Origin of the sequence: Mucilaginibacter sp. (assembly GCF_025362475.1) — a bacterium.
Lineage (GTDB): Bacteria > Bacteroidota > Bacteroidia > Sphingobacteriales > Sphingobacteriaceae > Mucilaginibacter.
The window spans coordinates 14,272-38,199 of sequence record NZ_JANYGH010000012.1; the positions used below are offsets into that span (position 1 = coordinate 14,272).

The following is a 23,928-nucleotide window of genomic DNA, read 5'->3' on the forward strand; positions in this document are numbered from 1 at the left end:
ATAACATGTGCCCAATTCATACAAGTTATAAAATGCCCATGCGTTGCTATTTGGCAGTTGGCAAGGCACGGCTATAATTTGTATTAACCACACATGCCTCTTTAGCCAAAGCCAAAGAGGCTTTTTTATATAATTGATTAAAATAATTAAGATATGCAGAGCTTCAGAACAGAACTGGAGAACCCGATAGTTGAACAGGACATTATAGATCTGGAAAAAAAGATAAGGGCTTTTCGGGAAGGTAAAATTCATGACGAAAAATTCAGGAGCCTCCGTTTAGCACGTGGCGTTTATGGCCAACGTCAGCCAGGTGTACAGATGGTACGTATAAAACTGCCATTTGGTAAAGTAACGTTTAAGCAGTTACTAAAGATTGCCGATATATCTGACGAATACGGAAGCCGTAACCTGCACCTTACCACCCGCCAGGATATTCAGATTCATTACGTAAGTCTTGATCGTACTCCGGAACTTTGGGCCAGGCTGGAGCAGGATGATATTACCCTGCGCGAAGCATGCGGAAATACGGTAAGAAACGTGACCGCCTCTCCTACTGCGGGTATTGATCCGCTGGAACCGTTTGATGTTTCGCCTTACGCTCACGCTACTTTTGATTATTTTTTGCGAAATCCAATTTGCCAGGAGATGGGTCGTAAGTTCAAGATCTCTTTTTCTTCAAGTGATGCGGATACTGCATTTTCATATGTTCACGATATTGGCGCAATACCTAAAGTAAACGCCAATGGCGAGCGCGGGTTCAAAATATTATTGGGTGGTGGCTTAGGAGCACAGCCCATATTGGCCAGTATAGTTGAGGAGTTTTTACCCGAGGATCAGCTGATCCCTTATATAGAAGCCATCATCCGTGTATTTGATCGCTATGGCGAACGTAATAACCGGAATAAAGCCCGCATGAAATATCTTATTCAAAAATTAGGATTGGATGAGGTTTTACGCCTGGCTAAAATTGAAAGAACTGCCATTAAAGTAAAAAGCTACCCTATTAACCGTGATGCTGTTGCTTTACCCCTCCTTCCTGCAGAAACAAACTATGAGCAGGTTGAGGTAAGCAATCCATTCCGTTACGAGCAATGGTTAGCTACAAACGTGTTTGAACAAAAGCAACAAGGTTTTTACGGTGTATATATTAAAGTTCCTGTTGGCGATATCTCTTCAGATACCGCCCGTGAGTTGGTTAAAGTTTTGGAACCATTGGTGGCCAACGAAATTCGCATCACCCAAAACCAGGGCTTGTTATTAAAATTTGTACGTAAAGAGGCACTGCCTGTTTTATATGAAGGTTTGGCCAAGCTGAATCTTGCCACACCTGGTTTTGATACCGTGGCCGATGTAACTACCTGCCCCGGTACAGATACATGTAACCTTGGTATCAGCAATAGTATGACCATGGCCCGCGTGCTGGAAGACCTGATCTATAATGAATATGAAGACTTTATTTATAACCGCGACATTAAGATAAAAATAAGCGGATGTATGAATTCATGCGGACAGCATGGTTTGGCACATATTGGTTTCCATGGTAGTTCACTTAAGGCCGGCACAAGGGTATTACCTTCTGTACAGGTGATGTTAGGTGGTGGTACTGTTGGCGATGGCGTTGGCCGGGCTGCCGAAAGGGTAATCAAGGTGCCATCAAAAAGAGCTACAGATGTTTTAAGAATGGTGCTGAATGATTATAAAGAGTTTTCTCCCGAAGGTGAAACTTTCCATGCCTATTATGACAGGCAGGGTAAAGATTATTTTTACCGGATGTTAAAACCTCTCGCCGATTTAACCACCCTTACCGATGATGAATTTGTGGATTGGGGACACCAGGAAACGTATGTTAGCGCAATTGGTGTTGGTGAGTGTGCCGGTGTGGTGATAGATTTAGTTGCTACCCTTTTGTTTGAATCTGAAGAAAAAATGGGTTGGGCTAATGGCTCATTTAAAGAAGGCGCATGGTCTGATGCTATTTATCATTCTTACAATGTATTCATCAGTTCGGCAAAAGCGTTGTTGCTTGATAAAGGCATAAACAGCAGCACACAGATTGGCATTATCAGAGAGTTTGATGCACAGTATGTTGCAACGGGCGAGTTTGCTATGCAGGGAAGTTTTAATGATGTGGTATTGCAGATTAACCAGAATGAACCATCGGCCGAATTCGCAGCTGCATATTTAGCACAGGCTACTGAATTTTTAGGAAAAAGTAAAGCTCAAAGAGAGGCATTGGTACAATAATGACTGGTAAAATAAAAGAACCCAAAATAACTTTAGTGGGTGCGGGTCCTGGTGATGCCGATCTGATTACAGTTAAAGCTATAAAGGCGTTAAAAACGGCCGATGTTGTTTTGTATGACGCATTAGTGAATGAAGAGTTACTTGACTACGCCCCAGAGACAGCTACACGGGTATATGTTGGTAAACGTTCCGGCGATCACACTTACTCACAGGAAGTTGTAAATAAACTGATGGTTGATTATGCCATTAATTACGGTCATGTTGTAAGGCTTAAAGGCGGCGATCCATTTGTATTTGGTCGTGGTTTTGAGGAACTGGATTTCGCTGCATCGTTTAATATTCCGGCATCTGTTATTCCGGGCATATCAAGCTCTATAGCGGTTGCTGAATTACAGAATATCCCTGTTACACACCGCGGTTTAAGCGAAAGTTTCTGGGTAGTTACTGGCACCATATCAAATGGTAAAATATCACCTGATATGTATGATGCGGCCCGCAACAAAGCAACTGTTGTTGTACTGATGGGAATTAACAAATTGGCCGAAATTGCCGAGATATTTAAGAATGAAGGTAAAAGCAAATTACCTGTGGCAGTTATACAAAGCGGCACCACAGTTGATGAAAAAGTTGCTATAGCTACAGTGGATACCATTGTTGATGCTGTTAAGGAAAATAAGATTGGTTCGCCGGCCATAATTGTGTTGGGCGAGGTAGTTTCGTTGCACCCAAAATTTCAGTTGATCAAAGAGATTTATGACGTTGTTGCCCAAGGATAAAAGTTTAACCAAGATTGAGCACGAAGATATCGGCGGCAACCAATTGTTCCCCGTATTTTTGAAGCTGAATAACCTGCATACAGTATTGGTAGGCGGAGGCAACGTGGGCCTTGAAAAGCTAACTGCTATTTTAAACAATAGTAATTACGCCAAGGTAACCATAATCTCCAGGGAGTTTTTGCCAGAGATACATAGCCTTGCATCAATTTATGAAGGCTTAAACATTATCCAGAAATCATTTACTGATGACGATCTGAATACCGCGGAGGTAGTTATCGCTGCTACTAATGATAGCGACCTGAATAATTACATCCGCCAATCGGCTCATGACCGCAAATTGCTCATCAATGTAGCCGACAAGCCCGAACTTTGTGATTTCTATTTAGGATCGATAGTGCAAAAGGGTGATCTTAAACTGGCCATATCTACCAACGGAAAATCGCCAACCGTAGCCAAGCGTTTAAAAGAAGTACTGAACGAGAGCCTGCCCGATGAGTTGGATGCCACCCTGCAACAAATGAGCGCTTTAAGAAATACGCTCAGCGGCGATTTTGCCGACAAAGTTAAAAAGCTTAACAGCGTAACGTCGGTACTGGTTGAACCCAAATCGGCGGTAATTAAGAATTTTATCTGGCTGATATGGTCAACTATTATTCTTTCCATAGCCATAGTTATAACCGCCCTGTATTTCAGAGAACCTGCATTTAAAACATTTGTAGAGGGTGTAAACCCGCAATTCTACTATTTTTTAGGGGCCGGCTTTTTATTTGCCATGATTGATGGGGCCATAGGCATGTCATATGGTGTTACTTCTACTACCTTCTCCCTGTCAATGGGCATCCCTCCCGCTTCGGCCAGTATGGGTGTTCACCTTTCAGAGATCATGAGCTGCGGTATTGCCGGTTGGATGCACTACCGCATGGGTAATATCAACTGGAAACTATTTAAGTTACTGGTGATACCAGGCATTATTGGAGCCGTTACAGGTGCTTATTTGTTATCGTCGCTGGAGCATTACAGCATGTACACCAAACCCGTGGTTTCCGTATATACTTTAATATTGGGTTGTGTAATATTATCAAAAGCGTTTAAAGTTAAGCGCAAAAAGTCGGTAGATAAAGTAAAGCGTATTTCGCTCTTAGGTTTAGGCGGCGGTTTTATTGATGCTGTTGGTGGCGGCGGCTGGGGATCTATCGTATTATCAACACTGATAGCGGGTGGTCGCAGTCCCATATTTTCATTAGGTACGGTAAAACTATCAAGGTTTTTTATAGCGATGATGGGTTCTATTACCTTCATCGCCATGGTAAGCAGCGATCATTGGCAGGCTGTTGCCGGTTTGATATTAGGCAGTGCCCTCGCATCGCCTATAGCAGCAAAAATTTCTAACAAGATATCCACCAAAACTATCATGGTATCAGTAGGTATCATTGTGATATTGGTGAGCATTAAATCAATTGTTTCCTTTATTTTAAAGGTGATATAATATGAACGAGGTAGTTAAACACATACAAGCATCTACAGCAGGTTTAGATCCTGTTGAGGCCCTTACCAGGCTGGCTGAACTTTTCCCTGGCGAAATTGTGTTTTCGACAAGCTTTGGCTGGGAAGATCAGGCGATTAGCCACATGATCTTCGCCAACAAATTGCCTATCAAGGTTTTTACTTTAGAAACCGGCAGGCTTTTCCGCGAAACTTATTCTGTTTGGAGCAGTACTATGGACAGGTATAAACAACCTATTCATGCCTACTACCCTAACCAGGAGCTGTTGGAGCAAATGGTTAGCACAAAGGGGCCAAACAGCTTTTACGAATCAGTAGAGAATCGTAAAGAATGCTGTGGTATCCGGAAGATAGAACCGCTGAAACGGGCATTAAAAGGCAATAAACTATGGATTACCGGTATTCGTGCCGATCAATCTGTAAATCGCCATGATATGGAAGATGTGGAATGGGATGAGCAAAACCAATTAGCCAAGTATCATCCTATTTTTCATTGGACTTTAGATGATGTGAAGGCATACATCAAAAAACACAACATTCCTTATAATTCTTTGCATGACAAAGGTTTCCCGAGTATTGGCTGTATGCCATGTACCCGCGCCATAGCCGAGGGCGAAGATTTCCGGGCCGGCCGCTGGTGGTGGGAAGATCAATCCAAAAAAGAATGTGGATTGCATGAAGTAACGGCGAAGTAAATAAAGACACTTTTTAATTATAAATTTATGCCAACCTGTCTGATGATCGGTTGGCTTTTTGTTATGACTCGATTTTAGGATTAGGCGGGACTTCTTATTTGTTTTTTTTGCTGAAGAAACTTTTTATTATCCTGAACGATTTGAAGCATCTTTTATTCGCTATACTTTTCGCCTTATACAGTTTGGGTTAGATCCTTCATTGCTACCTATGACGTTGTTGCAAAAATAACTTTTTGTCATCCTGAACGCAGTGAAGGATCTATTATTCGCCATGCTTATTCGCCCTGTACAGTCTGTGAATAGATCCTTCGTTCCTCAGGATGACAAACTTTTTAAAAGGTCATTTCCCCTTCATAGTTTTACGAAATTTCATTATTCAGGATTGACAAATTTTCTTAACGTCAATTTCCCTTCAAAGTCCCGGAGTTTTTATCTTCATATTGACGTGTCTTGTAAAATAAAAAGCGGATAAGGTTTCCCTCATCCGCTTCTAAAAAAACTATATAAAACGTATTAAAAGCTGCTATTTATTACCTGCAAGCAATCCATCCAGAGTAACTGATATATAATACAAGCCGCCAATAGTTGGGCCACCTGCATACTGGTAATAACGTTTGTTAAATATATCGCTTGCTCCTGCTTTAAATGTAGCATAGTATTGCGGCACGCGGTAGGTAACCTGGGCATCAAATGTACCTATTGAAGGAACACTACCGGTTACCAGCGGGCTTTCCCATAGGAATGAATTTTGCCATTTGTAAACAATGTTGAAGCCTACATTTTTCGCTACTTCTCGGTTTCCAAATGATACGTTACCAGACCATTCCGGTGTGTTAAAGCCAGTAACAAATATATCAGATTTGGATTGTGCTTTCAGTTTATTAAAGCTCACGTTACCAGATACAGTATATCTTTTATAGAAATTGTAGCTGATGCCAGCCGAAGAGCCATAGTTATTATAAATATTTTTAGCATTGGTATAAACGCGGTACCTGCTCTGGCCCTGACTTGCAGCGTTATTTGCTGTAGCAGTAGTTGGGTCGCGGTTGATATCAAGCATGGATAATACGCCTGCATCAGTGCCTACTTGTGTACCATTTGGCACAAATACCTGTACTTGTCCAAGAAAGCCATTGTAACGGTTTGTATAAGCATCAATATCAATAAATACTTTATTATCTAACACAATACCTTTGTAGCCTACTTCATATGAAGTGATCTGCTCTGGTCTTGATGGCGGCAGGTCGGCTACTTTCAACAGGTTCCTGTTGGCTAACGCAACCTGATCGCTGCCTCCAGCAGCATTCACAGCGGCATTAAAAGCAACTACAGATGATTGTGTATAGCTGTTACCCAAATAGCCTAATCCTTCATTAATAAAAGGTAAGCTACCCACACGTTTAACACGACCATTGTTTACATAAGACAATGCCTCGAACAATGATGGGAACCGGTAACCGTTCTGGAACGTAAACCTGAAATTATGGTTCTCATTCACACTATAAACTGCAGCTAAACGAGGTGTAAATTTAGGTTTAAAATAAGGATTGTAGTCCCACCTTACCGAGCCGAATAATTTCAATTTTTCATCGAAAAAAGTTTTAGTTACCTGGGTAAAGGCGCCATATTTTTTGTAGATCACATCTTTACCAAAGCTACCATCAGCCAGTGGCGTGTTTCTATCAGCTATTGCACGACTAAAGTCAACAAAGTTGTTACCATCAGGGGTAATTGAATATACACGCACATCGCCGCCAACCAACAGGTCAACAACTTTCACCTGACTTGTTAAATCCCATTGCGCCTCTGCGTTATACATATGGCTTTTTTGTACCAATGCGGCACCACCGGTAAGTGGAGCATTTGGCAATAGCTTTGCATTATATATGTCCCAATTATTAATACCAATAATTGTTTTTCTTAAAGCATCAAATTCAGGTGTACCGGGCTCTACCCTGCCTTTATCGGCAGCTGCACGTGCAGCTTGTTCTGCGGCAGCAAGGTTTGCTGATGTTAAAACGCCGCCATTGTAAGCTTTAAGGGCATTTCCATAAGTTGTACCCCAGGCGGAGTTACTTGCATGATTCAGGTCGAGGTTATCTGCTAAAGGTTTTACGTTAAATGAATTACCTGTATTCTCAATTGATTCATAAGCACGTACTAAAAATTCCTTTCCTTTTAACTCAACTTTATGGTTTTGCACGGTGGCTCCCTGTAACGAAATTTTGTTACCGCGCTGAAACACACCATCCATCTTGCCATAGCGATAAGTGTATGACAATATGGTGCTGGGTGTTAATTTATAAGCCAATGTACCATCCAATTTTAAGTTGGATACTTTAGGGTTAACCAGGTCAACTTCATTATATCCTGTACGGGCAACGGTAAGGCCTGGTCTTGCTACGCCATCTACGGTAATGCCTTTTACAACAACAGTATTACTGCCTGCAAGCGCATCATCACCATATTTGTTCCACCCATCGTAAGCTGCATTGTTTGTTCCGGTTAATTCAGGATAAGCCGGATTTGCCGATTTTAAATTGGTTGGATTCTGATCCTTGCGGGTATCTGACTGCCAATCCTGGCCTTGCAGATAACTGGCGTTCAGTTTAAAAGCAAACTTATCGTTAAAAGCTTTGGCAAAGCGTATAGCTGTTTCGTTAAGCGCACTTGCCCCTAAACGATCGTTGCCAACATGATTTAAACCCTCGCGGTGATAAACGCTTAATCCCTGGTATTTGAAAGGATCTTTGGTTAATAAATTGGATAAACCATTTATAGCGTTAGTGCCATAAAGGGCAGCGGCGGCACCCGGCGTAATTTCAATGCTGGCGATATCCAGCTCGGTTGGGCCAATGGCATTACCAAGCGGTACGCCTAAGGTTGCCGATTGCATATCAACACCATCAACCAGCTGCATGAATCTAAAGTTGTTCGGGCTATTAAAACCACGTGTATTAGGCACCTTCAGCGTGATACTGGTGGTGGTCATTTGTACTCCCTTCACGTTCTCCAATGCATCATAAAAACTTGGGCCGGGAGATTGTTTCAGGGCATTAATACTCAATTTTTCGATAGCCACCGGCGAGCGTAGTAATTTTTCTTCCTTACGGGAGGCTGTAACCACCACCTCGTTGATCAATAACGATTGGCTGACCAACTGGATATTTACGGAACTGTTAGCATTTTTAATATAGAACTCCTGCGGCTGAAAACCTATTGCGGTAAAAATTAAAGTATAGGGTAATTTAGCACTGGTAGTTAAAGAAAATTTACCGGTACTATCAGAAAAAGTTTTGTTAGTAGTTCCTTTTATGCTTACAGTTGTACCTACTAATGGCTCGCCATGATCATCTTTTACAATACCACTTATTATATAGGAGCCGTTAAGTTGTGCGTGGCCGACGGCCGGGACAAGAACCAGGAAAAGTACAATGAACTTTAATGAATTAATAAATATTTTCATGAAAAGGGAATAGCGAAAATTTAAAATATGTGTTGATTAATTTGATGTTAAATAGATGTAGGATGATACTATCAACAACAACACATAGTGGAGAGCTGCATTTTAAACAAATTGGAGGTATTAATCAAGTAAATATGATACATAGTCTATGGAATTAGTCGACAAAAATATAAATTATTTCTTTTGTACCAAGACTTTTATTCTTTTTTTCGTCATTTAACACCGAATTTGATTATCAATTCTATTAAATCTACCATTTTAGTGGATATATTTTAAAATAATCCGGCCCTGTTTCACCTCAATTTTGTAATATTGGCGGTTCAACCTGTAGTACTGCAATGTCTTTTAATTACCAACGCATCATTATAAAAATCGGCTCCAATGTTTTTACCCAGGAAAATGGCCTGCCAGACCTGAAACGCATAGAGCATTTGGTTGGTCAGATAGCCGCGATAAAAAAACAAGGTAAAGAAGTGATCCTGGTTTCATCTGGAGCCGTTGCATCAGGCAGAAGCCTGATCACCATCTCCGAAAAATATGATGCTATTGCCGCAAGGCAGCTTTTAGCTTCTATAGGCCAGGTAAAGCTCATCAATACTTATTCTCAGCTTTTTGAGCGTTTTGGAATCCTTTGTTCACAAGTATTGGTTACCAAGGAGGATTTTAGGGACAGGATGCATTACCTTAACATGAAAAACTGCCTCGATCTGTTGTTGCAACACCAGGTGATTCCCGTTGTTAACGAAAATGATGTGGTATCAGTAACTGAGCTGATGTTTACCGATAATGATGAACTGGCCGGACTAATTGCTTCCATGTTGAACGCACAGGCGCTAATTGTTTTAACCAATGTGGATGGCATTTATAATGGCGATCCAAAAGCGCCCGGATCTGCAGTGATTGAGGAGGTTGAAGGTTCTGTGGTTAACTTTGCCGAATTTGTTTCTTCCGGTAAATCGCAATTTGGTCGTGGGGGGATGATTACCAAGTCAACCATGTCGCAAAAAACGGCTCAGTTGGGTATAGCTGTGCACATAGCCAACGGTAAAAGGGACAATATTCTTACCGATGTGCTGGAGAACAAAGTGATTCATACGCGCTTTATTCCCAACAAAACGGCCTCCGGAAAAAAGAAATGGATTGCCCATTCAGAAAAATCGGCCACAGGTGTGGTACTGGTAAATGAAGGTGCTAAAAAGGCCCTTTTATCAAATAAGGCCACCAGCTTGTTGCCTATCGGAATTACTGATGTAATAACCGACTTTAAAAAAGGTGATATTATTAAACTGGTTGATGAAAACCATAAATTGATTGGTCTTGGCATTGCAGAGTACGGCGCGGACAAAACACGCGAGCAAATCGGCCAAAAAAATCAGAAGCCTTTGGTGCATTATGATTATCTTTATTTACAGGGTTAACACATGAATTATAATCAATATTTCGAAAACGCGCTAATAGCAGGCAGGAAAGCTACCCTTGCTCCTGCCCTCATCAACCAGGTTTTACATGATGTGGCTGCTGAAGCCATCGCTCAAACTCATCTGATATTAGCCGAAAATCAAAAAGACCTTGATCTGATGGATCCGGAAGATCCAAAATACGACAGGTTAAAACTTACAGCAGCCCGTATTGAGGCTATTGCCGGTGATATGATCAATGTGGCCAACCTGGATAGTCCTTTAGGAAAGCAGCTTTCTGAAACACACATGCCCAATGGTTTGTCCATTACTAAAATTCGGGTACCGCTGGGTGTGGTAGGCGTAATTTATGAAGCAAGGCCTAATGTTACATTCGATGTGTTCGCGCTGTGCTCTAAAACCGGCAACATCAGTATTTTAAAGGGCGGCAGTGATGCCGACCATTCAAACAGGGCAATAGTTACCGTTATTCATAAAGTACTTGCTAAACACCATATAGATCCTAACGTAGTTACCTTGCTGCCGGCAGAGCGTGAAGCAACCGCCGCATTATTAAACGCTATTGGTTTTGTGGATGTGTTGATACCCCGCGGCAGCCAGTCGCTGATAAATTTTGTGAGGGATAATAGTAAAGTACCAGTTATTGAAACAGGTGCGGGCATTGTGCACACCTATTTTGATGAGTCTGGCGACCTGGTTAAAGGTGCAGAGATCATTGCCAATGCTAAAACACGCCGGGTTAGCGTATGTAATGCATTAGATTGCTTAATTATTCATGCGGATAGATTAAATGATTTACCGCAGTTAAGCCACATCCTTAAAGAGAAGGAAGTTGAGCTTTTTGCCGATGAACGCGCTTACGAGGCGTTAAGAAAAGATTATCCGGAAACGCTGCTTCATAAAGCCAGGCCAGAACATTTTGGCACCGAATTTCTATCGATGAAGATGGCGGTTAAAACGGTTGATAATTTTAAGCAAGCATTAGAATACATTGCAATAAACAGCTCCAAACATAGCGAGGCTATAATATCTGAGGATGCTGAAAACATCGCAACCTTTTTAAATGATGTTGATGCCGCTGCAGTTTACGCCAATGTATCTACCGCGTTCACAGACGGAGCTCAGTTTGGCTTGGGTGCCGAAATCGGCATCAGCACGCAAAAGCTTCATGCACGCGGCCCTATGGGCCTGGAAGAGCTTACCAGCTATAAATGGATTGTTAAAGGCGATGGGCAAATAAGAAATTCTTAATACTAAAACAATGCGTTGCTTATATACATTTATAATGAGTTATTTAGGTGGTATCTATATTTCACAAGTAGAAGGGGGAGATACTAACCAGGCAATGGATCTGTGGATAGAGAATTTAGATACAAACCAAATAAAGGGCTTTTCAAAATCAGACAAAAAGAAGCTAATCGAAGTTGGATTTTCAGATGATGATAAAGACGTACCGATTACCGGAGTACGAAATGTATCATGTTTTTGTGTTAGAACAAAAAAAGGGTTTGCAATTATCAACATTATAAAAACAGCAGAAAACTAATATATTCTGTACCCGTCAAAGCCCCAACCGAAAGTTTATTGCATAAAAAAAGGTGCTTCCAAAAAAGCACCTTATTTGTTTCCTGATGAGCTTAGTTACTTAATTAAGTAATTCGCTACAGCAATAAAGCAAATAATCATCAAGATCACTCCTTGCAATTTCTGTTCTAATGTTAACTGGCTTATCATTCTATTAAATTAATTAGGGTAAAGCAAATTTATATTGTAATCTCAATGTTACAATAGGCAACATCATTTTTACGTTTATTTTAATAAATAGTAATAAAAGTTTTAGAATAGTCAGTCCTACATTTATTCATTAAAAAATTAGCAAAAAATATGTTTTAACATTGAAATAGTGTTACCGTAACACCACGTTAAAACAAGTATTTTAAGCTATAAAAAATCCATTAAACGCGTTTTTCTTATTCATTGATTAAAAAGCTTTTTTTAATTGAAATTTTACTTTCCCTGAATAAGAAAATATTATCGCCCTATGAATAAAAAATATACCAGGATTTGACTTTTATTCCAAACACGTCAGATATATATTTTCCAAAACATTTGGAATTATTGTATCACCGCTGTTACATTAGTGAATATTATAAACCAATTAAAAATGCCAAACCACATTCTGACCGTATACCTGTTAGTCGCCTTTATGGTGGCGGGCATACTTATCAACTCTCGCATTAAGCAATGGCTAAATAAAAAAAGTTAGTCATTTGCATTAAAGATTCTAATTCGTATAGATTTCTTAACGCATCCAGTTTATAAAAGTATAGCCCGTTGTACAACAGGCTATACTTTTATAAACAAAAAAGTCAATGTGCTAATATTATAATTTACTTCAATTAAAACTTCATATTGTCGTCATAAAGCATTGATATATAGTTATAATTAACCATAAATTAACTGCATTTATAACCGGTTTGCAAATTTGATAATGATGAAATAACCGTTCACGTCATCAAATCTTTAGGCTTACAAACCTCTTTAATAAATTCTTACCCTCTCCTGACCCAAGCCATTATCAATATAAATCACAATACCGTATCTTTGCACCCATTATGAGTAAGCATGGCAGAATCCTGGTGGCAATGAGTGGTGGTGTGGATAGTTCCGTAGCGGCAGTAATGCTGCATGAACAGGGCTATGAAGTAATTGGCCTTACTATGAAAACCTGGGACTATGCTTCATCGGGTGGCAGCTCTAAAGAAACCGGATGCTGCAGCTTGGATAGTATCAACGATGCACGTGCCCTGGCCGTAGGTTATGGCTTCCCGCATTATATACTGGATATTCGTAGTGAGTTTGGTGATTTTGTCATCGATAACTTTGTTGATGAATATTTGGCGGGCCGTACTCCTAACCCATGCGTATTATGTAATACCCATATAAAATGGGAGGCGTTGTTAAAACGTGCCGATAAGCTCGATTGTGAATTTATTGCCACAGGTCATTACGCCAACATTCGCCTGCAGGACAGCGGCCGTTATGTAATATCAAAAGGTAAAGACGAAAACAAAGATCAGTCATATGTGCTTTGGGGAGTATCTCAGAAAAACCTGGCGCGTACAAAATTTCCGTTGGGTAGTTTTTCTAAACCCGAGATCAGGCAAATGGCTATGGATATGGGACAAATAGAATTGGCGGGCAAAAGCGAAAGCTATGAGATATGTTTTGTACCCGATAACGACTATAGATCGTTCCTGAGGCACAAAGTTGAAGATCTGGAAGAACGTGTTGCCGGTGGTAACTTTGTACTCACTAATGGCACCGTAGTAGGCAAGCACCAGGGCTACCCCTTCTATACCATAGGGCAGCGCAAAGGTTTGGGCATTGCTTTAGGGCACCCCATGTTTGTTACCAGCATTGATCCTCAAACAAACACAGTTGTTTTAGGTACTGCAGATGAGCTTGAACGCAAACAAGCCTGGGTTAAAAACCTTAACCTGGTTAAATATGCCAGTATTACCGAGCCTATTGAAGCCATCACCAAAATCAGGTATAAAGATGCCGGTACCCAAAGCAGCATTGTGCAAATGGGCGAGCATATGAAGGTTGATTTTCACCATAACGTTTCTGGCATAGCTCCCGGTCAGTCTGCCGTTTTTTATGAAGGTAATGATTTATTGGGCGGTGGTTTTTTAATGTAATCCTTTATTTGTTGGAATGTTTTAAGGTTGGAGTGCTGCAACGTTATCGATTGCGGCATCCGGTGTTTAACCTTCCGATTTTATTACAGTATATGCTCGCCAAAGCAACATTTCAACCTTAAAACATTCCAACTTTCCAACATTTTTAGCAAAAACAAATTGGCGTTTCGCTTTCTTTATGTTTTATTTGCAAAAAATAACTGCTTAAATGGCCAAAAATTTACTAATAGTTGAGTCTCCGGCGAAAGCCAAAACCATCGAGGGATACCTTGGTAAAGACTTTGTAGTGAAGTCGAGCTACGGGCATATCCGCGATTTGGTAAAGTCTGAAGATGCGATAGATATAGGTAATAACTTCGCTCAAAAATACGAGGTACCTGCTGATAAAAAACAGGTAGTTAGCGAGTTGAAGAAATTGGCTAAAGAAGCAGAGATGGTTTGGCTTGCATCGGATGAGGACCGCGAGGGAGAAGCCATATCATGGCATTTATTTGAAACCTTAGGGTTAAAAGATGAATCAACCAAGCGTATTGTTTTTCATGAGATCACCAAACCTGCAATATTAAAAGCAATTGACACCCCGCGTAAAATTGACTACAACCTGGTGAATGCCCAACAGGCGCGCCGTGTTTTAGATAGGCTGGTGGGTTTCGAACTCTCTCCTGTTCTGTGGAAAAAGGTTAAGCCATCACTTTCTGCAGGCCGTGTGCAATCGGTAGCTGTAAGGTTAATTGTTGACCGCGAGCGTGAGGTAAATAAATTTACATCAGAAGCTGCTTTTAAAATAGTGGCCATATTTGGCAAGGGTAAAGAAGCTTTTAAAGCAGAACTTGCCGAGCGTTTTTCTAAACAGGAGGATGCTGAAAATTTTTTACAGGATTGTATAGCTGCTGATTTTGATGTGCGCTCGCTGGAAACCAAACCAGCAAAACGTTCACCGGCTGCGCCGTTTACTACATCAACCCTGCAACAGGAAGCAAGCAGGAAACTGGGCTATTCTGTAGCACGTACCATGCAGGTTGCACAAAGGTTATATGAATCTGGTTATATTACCTATATGCGTACAGATTCGGTAAACTTATCCGAAACCGCATTAGATGCAGCTCAACAGGAAATAGTATCAGCTTATGGCCAAAAATACCATCAGCTAAGAAAATATAAAACCAAGAACGCAAGCGCCCAGGAGGCTCACGAAGCTATAAGGCCCACCTATTTTAATAACCATACCATTGCCGGCGAATCTAATGAAAAACGCCTATATGAACTGATCTGGAAACGTGCCATCGCTTCTCAAATGAGTGAAGCGCAATTTGAGAAAACTGTTGCAAAAATCAGTATATCAACACGTAAAGATGAGTTGACGGCCAATGGTGAGGTAATGAAGTTTGATGGATTCCTGAAGGTTTACCTCGAATCTCAGGATGATGAGGATGAGTCACAGCAAGACGGAGAAAATGCAATGCTTCCGCCTTTAACCATAGGGCAGCGCTTAGCCTTACAGGAAATGTCGGCTACTGAACGTTTCTCCCGTCCGCCGGCACGATATACTGAGGCAAGTTTGGTTAAGAAACTGGAGGAGCTTGGTATCGGTCGCCCGTCTACCTACGCCCCTACTATCTCTACCATACAAAACCGTGGTTATGTTGTAAAGGAAGAGCGCGAAGGCAAATTACGCAACTTCAGAGTGATGACATTAAAAGGTGATCTGATCACGAAAGAGCAAAAATCTGAGAACACCGGAGCCGAGCGTGGCAAATTGTTCCCTACCGATATTGGCGCTGTTGTAAATGATTTCCTGGTACAATATTTTAAAGAAATAGTCGACTTTAATTTTACTGCAAGTGTTGAAAAGCAATTTGATGAAATTGCACAGGGACTAAAAGAGTGGACAGATATGATCCGCAAGTTTTATGATCCTTTTCACAAAGGCGTTCAAAGCACAATTGAAACCGCCGATAAAGCCACCGGCGAGCGCGAATTAGGTGTTCACCCCGAGAGCGGTAAAAAAATATCTGTACGTATTGGCCGTTACGGCCCGTTTGTACAGGTTGGTGAAAGTGCTACTGAAGAGAACAAAGAAGAAAAACCACTTTATGCCAGTTTAAGAGCAGGTCAAAGTATAGAAACCATTAGCATTGAGGAAGCTTTAGAACTGTTTAAACTACCTAAGGTTGTTGGTGAATATGAAGGCAAAATAATGAAGGTTGCTATCGGTCGCTTCGGACCGTACATTAGCCACAACAGTGCGTTTGTATCTTTACCAAAAGAAATTGATCCGCATGATGTAACAGAAGAGCAAGCGATAGAGCTGATTAATGCAAAGCGAAAAAAAGACGCCGAAAAATTAATAAAGGCTTTTGACGAAGATGAGGACGTAAAGATACTAAACGGTCGTTGGGGGCCGTATATAGAGTTTGGCAAACTTAATGTTAAGATTCCTAAGGATAAAGATCCATTGACCTTAACCTACGAAGAATGCAAAGCCCTGGCAGATGCCATGCCTAAGGATGCAAAAAAAGGAAGGTTTGGTAAAGCTGCGGCTGCAAAACCCGCTGCTAAAAAAGCTCCTGCCAAGAAAAAAGTAGCAGCTAAGAAAAAGTAATTATCTGAAATAAAAAATGATAAAAGACCTCCCCGATAACAGCGTTAAAGACATTGCCATTGCAGTAGCCCTGGAGCGTGAAAGCGTGGAGAGTAAAATCTGGTACGTATACCTCATCAACTTAAAAAATGAGCCTATCGAGAATGTACTTATCACTTCAAAAGGTTACGGGGAAAAAAATGGAGAGCAAATAAAAACCTCTACTTTAAGGCACATGATCCCAGTTGTTGATAGCAAAGGCTATAAGCTTATTGAACCTATTGATGAGCAAACCTTCGGACTGAATAATGAGTATTGGCTGAGTTATTATATCGGAACCAATATTTTCGATAAAAAATTCATTTTTCTGCCCGAGAGTATTGTCGAAATGAATTTCATCAAACTACCTGTGCTCAATAAACCTGGTGTGATGATATTGTAACAACAAATTAATAGATAAAACTACAAAAAGAGCCGGGAAATTTCATTTTCCGGCTCTTTTTGTGTGTAAAAACCGTCCGGGAATGACAGGCTATACCTTACTCCTGAATCGCACGTCCTCAATCTATCTTACGTCTGGATTTGTATTAAATATATTTTTCAATTAATTATTTGTTGCTATAAATTTTATACATTCATGCAATAAATAAACCTATTTCATGGATAACGGGTACACCAGGTTCCGCAAGCGTAAAAGCTTGATCACAATTGGTACTGCGCTCGCAGTACTATTAATTATAGCCTATCTTATTGCAAATGGCCGCAAAAAAACTATAGTCGACCCTGCCTTTAGCAGGTACATCGAATCTTATACAACCGGTGTTATCTCCAGGGAAAGCACTGTAAGAATCCGGCTTGCAAGCACAGTTCAGATAACCCATCAGCAAAATGAAGTGGCAGATAATGACCTCTTTGATTTTTCTCCATCAGTAAAAGGAAAGGCTTATTGGATTGATGCCCGCACTATTGAATTTCGTCCTGATAAAAAGCTCGATCCTGATAAAAGCTATAGTGCCGAATTTAAATTGGGTAAACTTATTGATGTACCCTCTAAATTTAACAGGTTTAAGTTTGGCTTCCAGGTGGTTAAGCCCGATTTTAATGTAGCATTTAGCGGATTGCAAACCGCTACCAGTACTTCTATTGATGAAATGAAGCTGGAAGGCAATATTCAGACTGCAGATACAGAGGATCCCGCATTGGTTGAAAAAATCATCACAGTGAATTATTTGTGGCCTGTTAAAATCAGCTGGACTCATAATGCTACTACAAGAAACCACGCATTTAAGATAACGGGGCTAAAACGCCAGTCGGGTGCGGTTACGCCTGTTACCATTAACTGGGATGGTAATGCCCTAAACGTTGATAAAAAAGGCAATCAGCATTTTGATGTACCCGCAATCGGCGATTTTAAGGTATTGAATATTCGGGCTGTACAGGATAACGACCAATATGTACTGGTACAATTTTCAGATGCTATCATGGTTGGGCAGGAATTAAATGGCCTTATTGGTATTACTAATGTAAACGACGCAGCTTATACTATTGACGGCAGTAAAGTTAAGGTATATGCACCCGAACGCTTGCAGGGCGATTATGGTGTATTTGTAAATGAAGGGGTAGAAAACATCTCACACAAAAAAATCACCAAAACTTACAGCGCCAATGTATTTTTCGAGAATCGTCTCCCCAACGTGACTATCCCGGGTAAAGGTGTTATTCTGCCCGATTCCGGTAAATTGATGATGCCATTTGAGGCGGTGAATTTAAAAGCTGTTGATGTAAGTATCATTAAAATATACGAAAGCAACGTACCCCAGTACTTTCAGAATAACGATTTTAACGGTGGCCAGGAGTTGCGGCAGGTGGGTAAACCTATTATTCAAAAAACCATTCGCCTGGATACAGATAAAGGACTAAACCTGAATAAAAAGAACCGTTTTATGTTGGATCTCGACCAAATGATCCGAACTGAACCGGGGGCTATTTACAGGGTGATCATCGGTTTCAGGCAGGATTATTCACTGTATAACTGCAGTTTAGGCGGTACAGTTAAAAAAGGCAGCGGTGACGAAGAATACGAAGGAGGAGAAGATTACAGTAATAATGCCAATAAGGTAAGTGACGAGGATGATGATTTTTGGTCGAGATATGACAATTTTTATCCCGACGGCTACAGCTGGCGGGATAGGGATAATGCGTGCACCCCATCCTACTACACTAAAACACGTTGGGCTACCCGCAATATAATTGCTTCAAATATTGGGCTAATTGCAAAGCGCGGTAATGATAACAACATGTTAATTGCTGTTACTGATATAATGAGCGCCAAACCGATGGATGGTGTAGAATTACAAATGCTCGACTATCAAAAGCAGGTGATCTTAAAAACAACTTCGGGCGCTGACGGATTGGCCAGCTTTGATCTGAAACGAAAACCTTATTTACTGGTTGCAAAAAAAGGCAGGCAGCGGGGTTATTTGAAGCTTGATGATGGCAACTCGCTGCCCCTCTCCCGTTTTAATGTGAGCGGAGAGCAGATTCAAAGCGGGTTGAAAGGTTTTATTTATGGCGAACGCGGTGTTTGGCGTCCCGGCGATAGCATATTCATGACTTTTATGCTGGAAGATAAGCTGAAAACCCTGCCAGCAGATCATCCTGTTGAGTTTGAACTGACAGATCCCAACGGAAAACTATACAGGCGCATTACGCAAACAAGATCACTGGATAATTTTTATAGTTTCCATACCGCAACCGAAACTTCATCGCCCACGGGCAACTGGACAGCTAAAGTAAAAGTCGGTGGTGCGTCGTTTGAGAAAAAGATCAAGGTAGAAACCATTATGCCAAACCGACTCAAGCTCAGCCTTACATTTGGCGGTGCAAATGAACTCACCAAAGGCAATAATGCAAATGGCAAATTAAGTGCGCAATGGCTGTTTGGCGGTGCCGCCCAAAACCTTAAAGCCAAAGTAGATGCTTTTTTAACACCGCAGACAACCAGCTTTAAAAACTATAAAGATTATGTTTTTGATGATCCCACCCTGGCTTTCAATACCCAAACTCAAACCGTTTTTGATGGTAAACTAAGTGCCGATGGTAACGCTAATATTGATGCCAATGTAAATGTTGAAAAGCAGGCGCCAGGACAATTAAGGGCTAATTTTTTAGTAAAGGTATTTGAGCCCGGCGGTAATTTCAGCATACAGCAGGTTACCATGCCTTATAATGTTTACAAAGGCTATGTGGGCATAAAAACACCATCAGGAAGCGAACTTTCGGGTATGTTGGTTACAGATAAAGATCATCAGATTGATATCGCCGATGTTGATGTAAATGGTAATAGTTTTAGCGGCAGCCGCGACGTAGAATTGGAATTGTACAAAGTACAATGGCGCTGGTGGTGGGATCAAACCGGGAATGAGATGAGTAATTTTACCCAGGATAAGTATAACAAGCTTATCAAAACCCAAAGCGTTCAACTGGTAAACGGGCGTGGCAAATGGACATTGCGTATTCCTAAAGCTGATTGGGGACGTTATCTTATCAAAGTAAAAGACCAGCAAACAGGCCACTCAACCGGCAAGATCATTTATGTAGATTGGCCAAACTGGTCAGAAAGGTTGCAGCAAAGTAACCCAACCGAGGCTGCAATGTTGTCATTTACTTCGGATAAAACAGCCTATAAGGTTGGTGAACAGGCTACTTTAACCATACCTACTGCTGCAGATGGGCGTGCTTTAATCAGTTTTGAAAATGGCAGCAAAGTTTTAAAAACAACCTGGATAGATACAAAAAAAGGGCAAACTCAATATAGCTTTACGGTCGCCCCGGAAATGGCACCTAATGTTTTTGTTAACGTAACCTTATTGCAAAGGCATTCACAAACAATAAATGACCTCCCTATCCGCATGTACGGCGCAATACCGCTTACGGTGAATAATCCCGAAACGATCCTGAAACCGGTAATCAGTATGCCGGATAAGATCAGGCCTGAAACACAATCAGACATAACGGTATCCGAAGCTTCGGGCAAAGAAATGACCTATACAATTGCCATTGTAGATGAAGGTTTGCTTGATATTACCAACTACAAACTCCCAGATCCGCATGATACCTTCTATGCCCGTGAAGCTTTGGGCGTAAAAACCTGGGATCTGTTTGATTATGTAATAGGAGCTTGGGGCAGTGGCCTGGAACGGATATTAAGCATCGGTGGCGACGGCAATCTCGGCACCAACAAGAATGTATCTGTAAACCGATTTAAGCCTGTTGTTAAATTCCTGGGACCGTTTCACCTTGGAGCAGGCGAAAAGCAAACCACGCCCTTTAAACTGCCGCAATACGTAGGCTCTGTAAAGGCTATGATTGTAGCAGGGCACAATGGCAGCTATGGGGTGGCCGAAAAAGTTGTGGCAGTTAAAAAGCCATTGATGATATTGGCCACATTGCCACGGGTACTTGGCCCATCAGAGAAAGTGCAATTACCTGTTACTGTCTTCGCTATGGAACAAAATATAAAAACGGTTACCGTATCTGTACAAAGTAAAGCGTTTAGCAACCTTGCCGGTAATAACGCCCAAACACTCACATTTACTAAAACCGGCGATCAGCTGGCTACTTTTGACCTCGTGGTTAAAGATTTTGTTGGTGTAGGCAAAGTAAAGATCATCGCCAAAAGTGGATCAGAAACAGCTGCTTACGATGTAGAACTGAATGTACGTAACCCTAACCCACCAATAACCCGCATTATAGAGAAAGAACTTAAACCGGGTGAGGCATGGAGCACAGCTTACCAGGCAATAGGCATAAGCGGCACCAACAAAAACACCATGGAGGTGGCCTCCATCCCACCGCTAAACTTAGATAAACGGTTGGACTACTTGATTGATTACCCACATGGTTGTGTAGAGCAAACTACTTCCGCGGCATTCCCGCAATTATATTTGGGGCAGTTACTTGATCTTTCTCCAGGGCAAAAAGCAGAATCAGAAAGAAATATCAAAGCAACGATTGCCCGGCTGAACGGCTTCCAGGTGGCAAGCGGCGGTTTAAGCTACTGGCCGGATGGTGGCGATGCCGATGAATGGGGAACAAATTATGCCGGCCACTTTATGCTGGCAGCACAGGCAAAGGGTTACAGCATGCCTTTAGGGTTTATAGAGCAATGGAAAAAATATCAAAAGCAAAAAGCTTTAACATGGGCACCAGATAGTAAGCGTTTTTATGGCGATGACCTGAACCAGGCTTACCGCCTGTATTTGTTGGCATTGGCCCGTTCACCGGAGTTAGGCGCAATGAACCGGCTACGCGAGTTTAGATACCTCAGCATAGAAGCCAAATGGCGGTTAGCTGCGGCCTATAAGCTGGCCGGGCAACCAGAGATGGGCATCGGGATGATAGCGGGTTTACCAACCACAATAAAACCTTATAATACCATGTTTGGCACCTATGGTTCCGACCTTAGGGACGAGGCTATGATTTTAGAGACCCTTACCCTGCTCGGCCAGCAGGCAAAGGCTGCCAGCCAGCTCAGAACTGTTGCGGCAAAGCTTTCACAGGATGATTGGTATAGTACCCAAACAACGGCTTATTCGCTGATAGCTATTGCCCAATATTGCGGGCAGAATAAGGCAGCAAGTAAGTTGACATTTAATTTCCAGTCGGACGCTGCCAGGTCTGATATTAATTCACAATCATACATTTGGCAAAGTCCCTTAGCTACAAATGGAGGTAAAGTAAACATCAGGAACACGGGTACAAACCGACTGTATGTAAGGCTGATACAAAAAGGACAGCCATCATCGGGGCTTGATGTTAAAACGTTTATTGATCCCCAGGTGCTGCAGATGCGTGTAGGTTACTTTACACTTGGCGGTAAACCAATAGATCCATCCTCATTAAAACAGGGAACCGATTTTGTAGCACAGGTTAACATTAAAAATCCCGGCAGGCGAGGCCGATATGATAATTTGGCCCTGAGCCAGATCTTCCCATCGGGATGGGAAATATTGAACAGCCGGATGTTGAATAGTGATGAGGCATTTAAATCATCGCCTTCAGATTATCGTGATATCAGGGACGATAGGGTAAACACTTATTTCAGTTTGCCCGAAGGCCGTGAGGTTACCTACTATGTAATGCTCAACGCGGCCTATGCCGGCAGGTACTATTTACCGGCCGTGTATTGCGAGGCGATGTATAATAATTCGATCAATAGTTTAATTAAAGGGCAATGGGTTGATGTGCTGAAATAGAGGAAAATTTCATCCTACGACAAGTTGTGGAATCCAGATTTACGAAGTTTTAGAAACTTCGTAAATCTTTGGCCCCTTTGTAAGCATCCCAATTGATTGAATAAACAGCAGTAAAGAATTAATTCGCAAACGCATCAAGCGCAGCGGTTGGTTTACCCGAATTATCAAAAGCGCCTAAACCATAGCCCTGCCAGTTATTATATGACTCTGGTTCCCAATAAAAAACACCTTTGCCGCCATTGTTATTTACTGATTTTACTTTGCTGATGATATCGGCAAGGAAAGCCTTGCCCTCTGTTGGTGCATCGGCCTCCATCCCTACCTCAACCACCATAACAGGGGTCGAATACCGGGAAACCATATCATTCATATTGGTAAGGCACTGCGCATTTAATGTTTGCCAGTTGGTTTTTGATGGATAAAGCGACATGCCTATGATATCCCATTTGGCGCCATTGGCTTTCAACCCATCGAACATCCAACGGAAAAGATTATTATCATAACCATTGGAGAGGTGCACAATTACCTGAGTTGTTGGGCTAACTTCTTTTACAGCCGCGTAACCACTTTTGATAAGCGTGGCAAAATTGGCCATATTTTTAGATGCACGTCCGTCTTCCCATAGCATACCATCGTTAGTTTCGTTGCCAACCTGTACCCATACCGGGGTTATGCCATTGTCTTTTAGCGTGTTCATTACACTTTTGGTATATTCATGCAAAGTGGCAGTCAGTGTTGCAAAATCAAGGGTGGTCCAGGCGGCGGGTTTGGTTTGCTTACCAGGATCGGCCCACCAATCGCTGTAATGAAAATCGATCATGATTTGAAAACCCTGAGCTTTGGCACGAATTGCCTTCGCCACTAAGTCGGCCGTATTGCAATAGCCATCTGTTGGGTTAACCCAGGCGCGCAGTCTAATCGAGTTAAAACCTAAACTTTTTAATAGCAAAAAAAGATCCTGTTGCTTACCGCTCTTATCGTAAAACTTTACCCCTTTAGCTTCCATTTCGGTTACCCAGCTGATATCTGCTCCTTTTGCTTTGGTTTCTGGTGGTTCAATTATAACAACAGGAATATTTGACTTGCTTTTTGAGCAGGAAAAACTCAGACAAAACAGGATCAGAAAGCAAGAACACGAAATTTTCTTCATAATAGCCACGAATTTCATAGGCACGAATCTCACGAATTGGTTCCAATTTCACGAATTAGATTTTGGCACAAATTATAATGCAAAATGTGTAAAATAATTAGCGCCGTTAGACACTGTCTAAAAATAAATGAACA

The 23,928-nt window shown here is 41.5% G+C and carries 13 protein-coding genes; 11 read left to right on the forward strand and 2 right to left on the reverse strand.

Features of this window, described 5'->3' with window-relative positions; translation table 11 throughout:
* Positions 1-153: 153 nt before the first annotated feature.
* From Q0R88_RS05095 to Q0R88_RS05110, 4 genes are read left to right on the forward strand one after another with little or no spacing between them, the layout of a single operon-like run.
* On the forward strand, positions 154-2,244 hold the full coding sequence (locus tag Q0R88_RS05095; RefSeq protein WP_295713168.1) for a nitrite reductase: 2,091 nt from the start codon (positions 154-156) through the stop codon (positions 2,242-2,244).
* On the forward strand, positions 2,244-3,020 hold the full coding sequence (gene cobA, locus Q0R88_RS05100; protein WP_295713170.1) for a uroporphyrinogen-III C-methyltransferase: 777 nt from the start codon (positions 2,244-2,246) through the stop codon (positions 3,018-3,020). The genes Q0R88_RS05095 and cobA overlap by 1 nt, the downstream gene beginning before the upstream one ends.
* Positions 2,998-4,506: a TSUP family transporter gene (locus Q0R88_RS05105; protein WP_295713172.1), complete on the forward strand. Its 1,509-nt coding sequence runs from the start codon at positions 2,998-3,000 to the stop codon at positions 4,504-4,506. Before cobA ends, Q0R88_RS05105 begins: the two co-directional genes overlap by 23 nt.
* Before the next feature lies 1 nt (position 4,507).
* Positions 4,508-5,218: a phosphoadenylyl-sulfate reductase gene (locus Q0R88_RS05110; RefSeq protein ID WP_295713174.1), complete on the forward strand. Its 711-nt coding sequence runs from the start codon at positions 4,508-4,510 to the stop codon at positions 5,216-5,218.
* A 523-nt stretch (positions 5,219-5,741) separates the two neighbouring features.
* Here the strand turns inward: Q0R88_RS05110 and Q0R88_RS05115 are convergent.
* Positions 5,742-8,684: a TonB-dependent receptor gene (locus Q0R88_RS05115; RefSeq protein WP_295713176.1), complete on the reverse strand. Its 2,943-nt coding sequence runs from the start codon at positions 8,682-8,684 to the stop codon at positions 5,742-5,744.
* Positions 8,685-9,022: 338 nt separating this feature from the next.
* On the opposite strand from Q0R88_RS05115, the gene proB reads away from it, so the two are divergent.
* The 7 genes from proB to Q0R88_RS05150 all read left to right on the forward strand — a co-directional run bounded on the left by proB (position 9,023) and on the right by Q0R88_RS05150 (position 22,644).
* Entirely contained in the window at positions 9,023-10,102 is a 1,080-nt protein-coding gene (gene proB / locus Q0R88_RS05120) for a glutamate 5-kinase (protein WP_295713178.1), read from the forward strand.
* A 3-nt stretch (positions 10,103-10,105) separates the two neighbouring features.
* Positions 10,106-11,353: a glutamate-5-semialdehyde dehydrogenase gene (locus Q0R88_RS05125; RefSeq protein ID WP_295713180.1), complete on the forward strand. Its 1,248-nt coding sequence runs from the start codon at positions 10,106-10,108 to the stop codon at positions 11,351-11,353.
* Positions 11,354-11,387: 34 nt separating this feature from the next.
* Entirely contained in the window at positions 11,388-11,648 is a 261-nt protein-coding gene (locus Q0R88_RS05130; protein WP_295713182.1) for a hypothetical protein, read from the forward strand.
* Between the two features lie 1,069 nt (positions 11,649-12,717).
* Positions 12,718-13,806, forward strand: a complete 1,089-nt coding sequence (gene mnmA, locus Q0R88_RS05135) for a tRNA 2-thiouridine(34) synthase MnmA (protein WP_295713184.1) — start codon at positions 12,718-12,720, stop codon at positions 13,804-13,806.
* 208 nt (positions 13,807-14,014) lie between these two features.
* The gene (topA, locus tag Q0R88_RS05140; protein WP_295713186.1) at positions 14,015-16,408 is read left to right on the forward strand and encodes a type I DNA topoisomerase; all 2,394 of its coding nucleotides are present in this window, start codon (positions 14,015-14,017) and stop codon (positions 16,406-16,408) included.
* Positions 16,409-16,424: 16 nt separating this feature from the next.
* Positions 16,425-16,829 (forward strand): hypothetical protein, encoded by a 405-nt coding sequence (locus Q0R88_RS05145; protein WP_295713190.1) that lies wholly within the window; start codon positions 16,425-16,427, stop codon positions 16,827-16,829.
* 217 nt (positions 16,830-17,046) lie between these two features.
* Positions 17,047-22,644, forward strand: a complete 5,598-nt coding sequence (locus Q0R88_RS05150; RefSeq protein WP_295713192.1) for an MG2 domain-containing protein — start codon at positions 17,047-17,049, stop codon at positions 22,642-22,644.
* A gap of 118 nt (positions 22,645-22,762) precedes the next feature.
* Here Q0R88_RS05150 and Q0R88_RS05155 read toward each other — a convergent pair whose 3' ends face one another.
* Positions 22,763-23,794, reverse strand: coding sequence for a glycosyl hydrolase 53 family protein (locus Q0R88_RS05155; protein WP_295713195.1), 1,032 nt, complete (start codon positions 23,792-23,794; stop codon positions 22,763-22,765).
* Positions 23,795-23,928 lie beyond the last annotated feature (134 nt).